The following is a 6,000-nucleotide window of genomic DNA, read 5'->3' as shown; positions in this document are numbered from 1 at the left end:
GGCTCAGGCAACGGCGGCGGTTCCGGCAACGGCGGTGGCGGCAACGGCGGCGGTTCCGGCGACAACGGTGGCTCCGGCAACGGCGGCGGCTCCGGCAGCGGCGGCAACAGCGGCGGTGCGGCGTCCTCCGGCGGTAACGGCGGCGGCTCCACCGGCGGCGACAGCACCGGCGGCACCACCCCCGACGGCGGCGGCAACGACAACGTCCCCCAGGACGAGGGCTCCTCGGCCCTGACCGACACCGGCGACGAGGCCCCGGCCTCCGACACCACCGCCCAGGGCAGCGGTGACGAGCTCGCCGAGACCGGCGCCGCGGAGACCACGTTCCTGCTGGTCGGCGCCGCCACGATGATCGCCGGCGGCATCGGCTTCCGCCTGCTGCCGCGCATGATGAACGGCCGCGGCGCGGCTGCCTGAGGGTAGTCACCCGCGTACGCACGGCACGTGCGCGAAGGGGGCCCGGAGCGCACATCGCTCCGGGCCCCCTTCCATGCCTTCTCCAGGGGCGCTGAGGCCCCTCTGCGGGCGTCAGACGGTCTGGTGGGCCAGCAGGGCCACCGCCGCGACCAGCACCGCCAGGAGCGCGACCAGCGTCATCGGATTCAGCCCCGCGAAGAAGTTGCCCTGCTGCAGCCGCTCGCGGTTCGCCCGGCACACCGGGCACCGGCCCTCACTCACGGGCGCCGCGCAGTTCGCGCACACCAACCGGTCGTACGTCATGCGCTCGCCCTCCTTGCCACCGGCTCCGTCAGAACAACGCCCGCGACGACGCGAACGTTCCCCTCTCCACTGTGCCAGGTTCCGTGGGGTGCCGCGCGCCTTCCCCCAGGGGCCGCGACCGGGCGGCGGCACCGGACAGGGCGAGGACAAAACGCGCAACTGTCACGCAACCCCGACCGGCGACTGCGGTCCGCTCCCCGCTTCGCGTAGGGTCACGCTCATCTACCCCCGGCGACCCGTGGTGCATCCGTGATCCGATTCGACAACGTCTCCAAGGTCTACCCCAAACAGAGCCACCCAGCCCTCAGGGACGTCTCCCTGGAGGTCGAGAAGGGCGAGTTCGTCTTCCTCGTCGGGTCCTCCGGCTCCGGAAAGTCCACCTTCCTGCGGCTGATCCTCCGCGAGGAGCGGTGCAGTCACGGGCAGGTGCACGTCCTGGGCAAGGACCTCGCCCGCCTGTCCAACTGGAAGGTGCCGCAGATGCGGCGCCAGCTGGGGACGGTGTTCCAGGACTTCCGCCTGCTGCCGAACAAGACGGTCGCCGAGAACGTCGCCTTCGCCCAGGAGGTCATCGGCAAGTCCCGCGGCGAGATCCGCAAGTCCGTGCCGCAGGTGCTCGACCTCGTCGGTCTCGGCGGCAAGGAGGACCGCAGGCCCGGCGAGCTGTCCGGTGGCGAGCAGCAGCGCGTCGCCATCGCGCGTGCCTTCGTCAACCGGCCCAAACTGCTGATCGCCGACGAGCCCACGGGCAACCTCGACCCGCAGACCTCGGTCGGCATCATGAAGCTGCTCGACCGCATCAACCGGACGGGCACCACCGTGATCATGGCCACCCACGACCAGAACATCGTGGACCAGATGCGCAAGCGCGTCATCGAGCTGGAGAAGGGCCGCCTCGTCCGCGACCAGGCGCGCGGCGTCTACGGCTACCAGCACTGACGAGGAACGGAAAGGCTTAACGAGACGCCATGCGCGCCCAGTTCGTGCTCTCGGAGATCGGTGTCGGTCTCCGTCGCAATCTGACGATGACCTTCGCGGTGATCGTGTCCGTCGCCCTGTCGCTGGCCCTGTTCGGCGGGTCGCTGCTGATGAGCGACCAGGTCAACACCATGAAGGGCTACTGGTACGACAAGGTCAACGTCACGGTCTACCTCTGCAACAAGAGCGACGCGAAGTCCGATCCCGCCTGCGCCAAGGGCGCGGTGACCGAGGACCAGAAGAAGCAGATCCTGGCCGACCTCGAAGAGATGAACGTCGTCGAGAAGGTGACGTACGAGTCGCAGGACGAGGCGTACAAGCACTACAAGGAGCAGTTCGGCGACTCGCCGCTGGCCAGCTCCCTCACCCCGGACCAGATGCAGGAGTCGTACCGGATCAAGCTGAAGGACCCGGAGAAGTACCAGGTCATCGCGACCGCCTTCGGCGGCCGGGACGGCGTGCAGTCCGTGGCGGACCAGCGCAGCACCCTGGACAACCTCTTCCAGCTCCTCAACGGCATGAACTGGGCGGCGCGCGCGGTGATGGCGCTGATGCTGGTCGTCGCGCTGATGCTGATCGTCAACACGGTGCGCGTCTCGGCGTTCAGCCGGCGGCGTGAGACCGGCATCATGCGGCTGGTCGGCGCCTCGGGCTTCTACATCCAGGCGCCGTTCATCATGGAGGCGGCGGTCGCCGGGCTCATCGGCGGCGCGGTCGCCTGCGCGTTCCTGGTGACCGCGCGGTACTTCCTCATCGACCACGGGCTCGCCCTGTCCGAGAAGCTGGCCCTGATCGACTTCATCGGCTGGGACGCCCTGTTGACGAAGCTTCCGCTCATCCTGGCCACCAGTCTGCTGATGCCCGCGTTGGCCGCGTTCTTCGCGTTGCGCAAGTATCTGAAGGTGTGACACATGCCAAGAGGGTCGAACGGTTCAGCGGCCGTTCGGCCCTCTCGCGTTGTCCTAGACTCACCGGCATGTCAGGTCGTGACCCGTTCTGTCAGCCCCGCCGCGCACGCCACGGGGCCGCCCTGACCTTGCTGTTCGCAAGTGTTCTCGTCACGGGAGCGGCCACCGGCTCGTTTCCCGAGGACGACCGGAAGTCCCCGTCCGACACGGCACGTTCGGCCGCCCCGGCCGGACACCACGAGGACGTGGCCCGGGCGGCGGCCGAGGCGATGGCCGACGGCGAGTCCCCCACCGTCGCCGCCGAGCGCGCCGTCAGCCGCAGCGGTGACCGCTGGGGCGCCGTCTACTCCCCGGGCGAGTTCGAGGAGTTGGAGGAGTCCCTCGACGGCCGGTACACCGGCGTCGGGCTCTCCGCGCGCCGGGAACGCGACGGCCGCATCGAGGTGACGAAGGTGCGCTCCGGCTCGCCCGCCGCCGACGCCGGGATCCGCGAGGGCGACCGGCTGCGCAGCGTCGACGGCCGGAAGGTCGACGGGCGTCCCGTCACCGAGGTCGTCTCCCTGCTGCGCGGCGACGCCGAGGACGAGCCCGCCGGCACCGTCGTCCGGCTCGGACTGGAACGCGGCACGCGCGCGTGGACCGAGAGCGTACGGCGGGCGCGGCTGTCCACGGACCCCGTGACCGTGCGCACGCTCGCCGACGGGGCCACCGTCGTTGGCGTCGCCTCCTTCACCAAGGGCGTCGGCGCACAGGTGCGCACCGCCGTGGAGCGGGTCCCGGCCGACGCCGGCGTCGTCCTCGACCTGCGCGGCAACGCGGGCGGCCTGGTCGGTGAGGCCGTCACCGCCGCCTCCGCCTTCCTCGACGGCGGCCTCGTCGCCACGTACGACGTCGACGGGGACCAGCGGGCCCTGCACGCCGCACCCGGCGGTGACACCGCCAGGCCCCTGGTCACGCTCGTCGACGGCGGCACGATGAGCGCGGCCGAGCTGCTCACCGGCGCCCTCCAGGACCGCGGGCGGGCGGTCGTCGTGGGCTCCCGCACCTTCGGCAAGGGCTCGGTGCAGATGCCGAGCCGGCTCCCCGGCGGCTCGGTGGCGGAGCTCACGGTCGGGCACTACCGCACCCCCTCCGGCCGGGGCGTCGACGGCACGGGCATCACGCCCGACCTGGAGGTCGACCCGTCGGGCCCGGCCGCGCTGGAGCGGGCGGGGACGGTGCTGAGCGGCCTGGGACGCTAGGGGCCGCGCCGCGTAATCCGCTTTCCCCGGGTCCCCTCCGTAGTGCCAAAATGGGCTGCACTATGGCTAAGGAAAAAGGGCGCAAGCTGATCGCGCAGAACAAGAAGGCGCGGCACGACTACCAGATCCTCGACACCTACGAGGCCGGACTGGTCCTCACCGGGACCGAGGTGAAGTCACTGCGCCAGGGGCGGGCGTCGCTGGTCGACGGTTTCGTGCAGCTGGACGGACACGAGGCCTGGCTGCACAACGTGCACGTGCCGGAGTACAGCCAGGGCACCTGGACCAACCACAGCGCCCGCCGCAAGCGGAAGCTGCTGCTGCACCGCGTGGAGATCGACAAGCTGGAGTCGAAGTCCCAGGAGACCGGGCACACGATCGTGCCCCTCGCGCTGTACTTCAAGGACGGCCGCGCCAAGGTCGAGATCGCGCTGGCGCGCGGCAAGAAGGAGTACGACAAGCGGCAGACCCTGCGGGAGAAGCAGGACCGGCGCGAGGCGGAGCGCACGATCTCGGCGATCCGGCGCAAGCAGCGGGCCTGACCCCGGGAATACGCTGGCACGGGCGTGCGTTGGTCACGTACGATGGCACCTGCACCTCACAGCGGGTGCGAGCCTCGGTGGGGGCCCTCTTCGGAGGTTCCTTCTCGGGGGATTGAAAAATCAACATGGGGATGATCGGTTTCGACAGCGGCTGTCGAAGCAGGGGAAGCGTGTCGAGGAAGCGGCCATGATCTCGTAAACCACAGGCCGAAAAAAATAATCGCCAACACCAAGCGCGATTCCTCCCAGCAGGCCTTCGCCCTCGCTGCCTGATCTCAGGTAGCAGAGCGAGCCTCCTACTAAAGGGAGTGTCAGCCCGGGGCTGTTCCCGACCCGGATCCTGGCATCAGCTAGGGGACTAAACCTTGATCCCGGTCACGGGGTGAAGAGGGAAACCACACAGTGACTGAGCCCGTCGGAGACTTGTCCGCGTGATCTCCGGGGCTGAGAAAATCGCAGCGGACTGCACACGGAGAAGCCCTGGTTCCACACCGTTGGACGCGGGTTCGATTCCCGCCATCTCCACAATTCCCATGTGGGCCAAGGCCCCGTCGCTCAGCGCGGCGGGGCCTTCGTCATGCCCGGACGCCCGTGGTACGGACGCCCGTCACGCCCGTACGGCGGCCGTGCTCGCGCGGATCGTCAGGTGCGGTGCGAGCAGTGTGGTGCGGGGAACGGGAGCGCCCGCGAGCTTCCTCATCACCAGGTCCACCGCCCTGGCGCCGGCCTCGGGGGACGGGACGGCGACCGCGGTGACGGGGACGCGGGCCGCGGCGGCGTGCTCGTCGGGACAGATCGCCGTGACGGAAAGATCGCCGGGCACCCGCGGTCCGAGGCGTTCGAAGGCGTCGATCAGCGGCTCCAGCAGGGACTCGTCGTGGACGACGACGCCGGTCGGCGTGGGCCGGGCGCGCAGCAGCCGTTCGGCGACCCCCCGGGCGGCCTCGGCGGCGGTGCCGGGGGTCGCCCGGCACGGGTGCACGGACGACAGCAGCCCGGCGCGGTCGGCGGCGGCCGTGAAGCCGCTCACCACCGGGTGGGCGAACGCGGCCCGTCGGTCGTACGCCTCCGGCGGCGGCCCCACCAGCGCCACCACGCGGTGACCGAGCCCGGCGAGATGCTCCACGCACACCTCTCCGGCCGCCCGGAAATCGAGGTCGACGCAGGTCAGCCCGTCCGGGTCGGCGGGCAGGCCGAGCAGCACGGCCGGCCGGCCGAGCGTGCGCAGCCACGGCAGCCGAGGGTCGTGCGGCTGGACGTCCATCACGATCAGCGCGTCCGCGCCCGGCCACACACCCCGACCGTCCTCCTCCCGGGTGAGCAGCAGCACGTCGTGGTCGTACGTCCGGGCCGCCGCCACCACGGACGCCGCGAAGCCCATCACCACCGGCAACCGCACGTCGGCGCGCGGCGGAAGGGCCAGCGCCAGCACCCGCGAGCCGCCGTCGCGTGCCCGCGGGTCCGTGGACGGCCGGTAGCCCAGCTCCCGGACGGCGGCCTCGACGCGCCGCCGGGTCGCCTCGGAGATCGGCCGCTTCCCGCTGAGCGCGTACGACACGGTGCTGGGGGAGACCCCGGCCCGCCGCGCCACGTCGGTGATCCGCGCCATCA

The 6,000-nt window shown here is 71.0% G+C and carries 6 protein-coding genes, 1 other RNA gene and 1 pseudogene; 6 read left to right on the top strand and 2 right to left on the bottom strand.

Translation table 11 applies throughout. The annotated features are described in order from the left end of the window. A pseudogene (locus KUM32_RS17465) lies at positions 1-417 on the top strand (hypothetical protein); the annotation flags it as partial. 111 nt (positions 418-528) lie between these two features. Here KUM32_RS17465 and KUM32_RS17460 read toward each other — a convergent pair. Beyond that, the gene (locus KUM32_RS17460; protein ID WP_217142836.1) at positions 529-720 is read right to left on the bottom strand and encodes a hypothetical protein; all 192 of its coding nucleotides are present in this window, start codon (positions 718-720) and stop codon (positions 529-531) included. A gap of 249 nt (positions 721-969) precedes the next feature. Between KUM32_RS17460 and ftsE the strand changes: the two genes are divergently transcribed. From ftsE to ssrA, 5 genes are all read left to right on the top strand, one after another. After that, positions 970-1,659, top strand: a complete 690-nt coding sequence (gene ftsE / locus KUM32_RS17455; protein ID WP_217142835.1) for a cell division ATP-binding protein FtsE — start codon at positions 970-972, stop codon at positions 1,657-1,659. Positions 1,660-1,688: 29 nt separating this feature from the next. Further along, the gene (gene ftsX, locus KUM32_RS17450; protein ID WP_217142834.1) at positions 1,689-2,606 is read left to right on the top strand and encodes a permease-like cell division protein FtsX; all 918 of its coding nucleotides are present in this window, start codon (positions 1,689-1,691) and stop codon (positions 2,604-2,606) included. A gap of 68 nt (positions 2,607-2,674) precedes the next feature. Beyond that, positions 2,675-3,847, top strand: coding sequence for a S41 family peptidase (locus KUM32_RS17445; protein ID WP_217142833.1), 1,173 nt, complete (start codon positions 2,675-2,677; stop codon positions 3,845-3,847). Between the two features lie 62 nt (positions 3,848-3,909). Next, a complete protein-coding gene (gene smpB, locus KUM32_RS17440; RefSeq protein WP_189231037.1) occupies positions 3,910-4,389 on the top strand; it encodes an SsrA-binding protein SmpB in 480 nt (159 codons plus the stop codon). A 127-nt stretch (positions 4,390-4,516) separates the two neighbouring features. Then, positions 4,517-4,917, top strand: a transfer-messenger RNA (tmRNA) gene (ssrA, locus tag KUM32_RS17435). Between the two features lie 79 nt (positions 4,918-4,996). Here ssrA and KUM32_RS17430 read toward each other — a convergent pair. Beyond that, on the bottom strand, positions 4,997-5,998 hold the full coding sequence (locus tag KUM32_RS17430; RefSeq protein WP_217142832.1) for a LacI family DNA-binding transcriptional regulator: 1,002 nt from the start codon (positions 5,996-5,998) through the stop codon (positions 4,997-4,999). Positions 5,999-6,000 lie beyond the last annotated feature (2 nt).

Source organism: Streptomyces sp. AC627_RSS907 (assembly GCF_019049165.1).
Note: the sequence above shows the minus strand (reverse complement) of the source record. Positions and strands in the feature narration are given on the sequence as shown.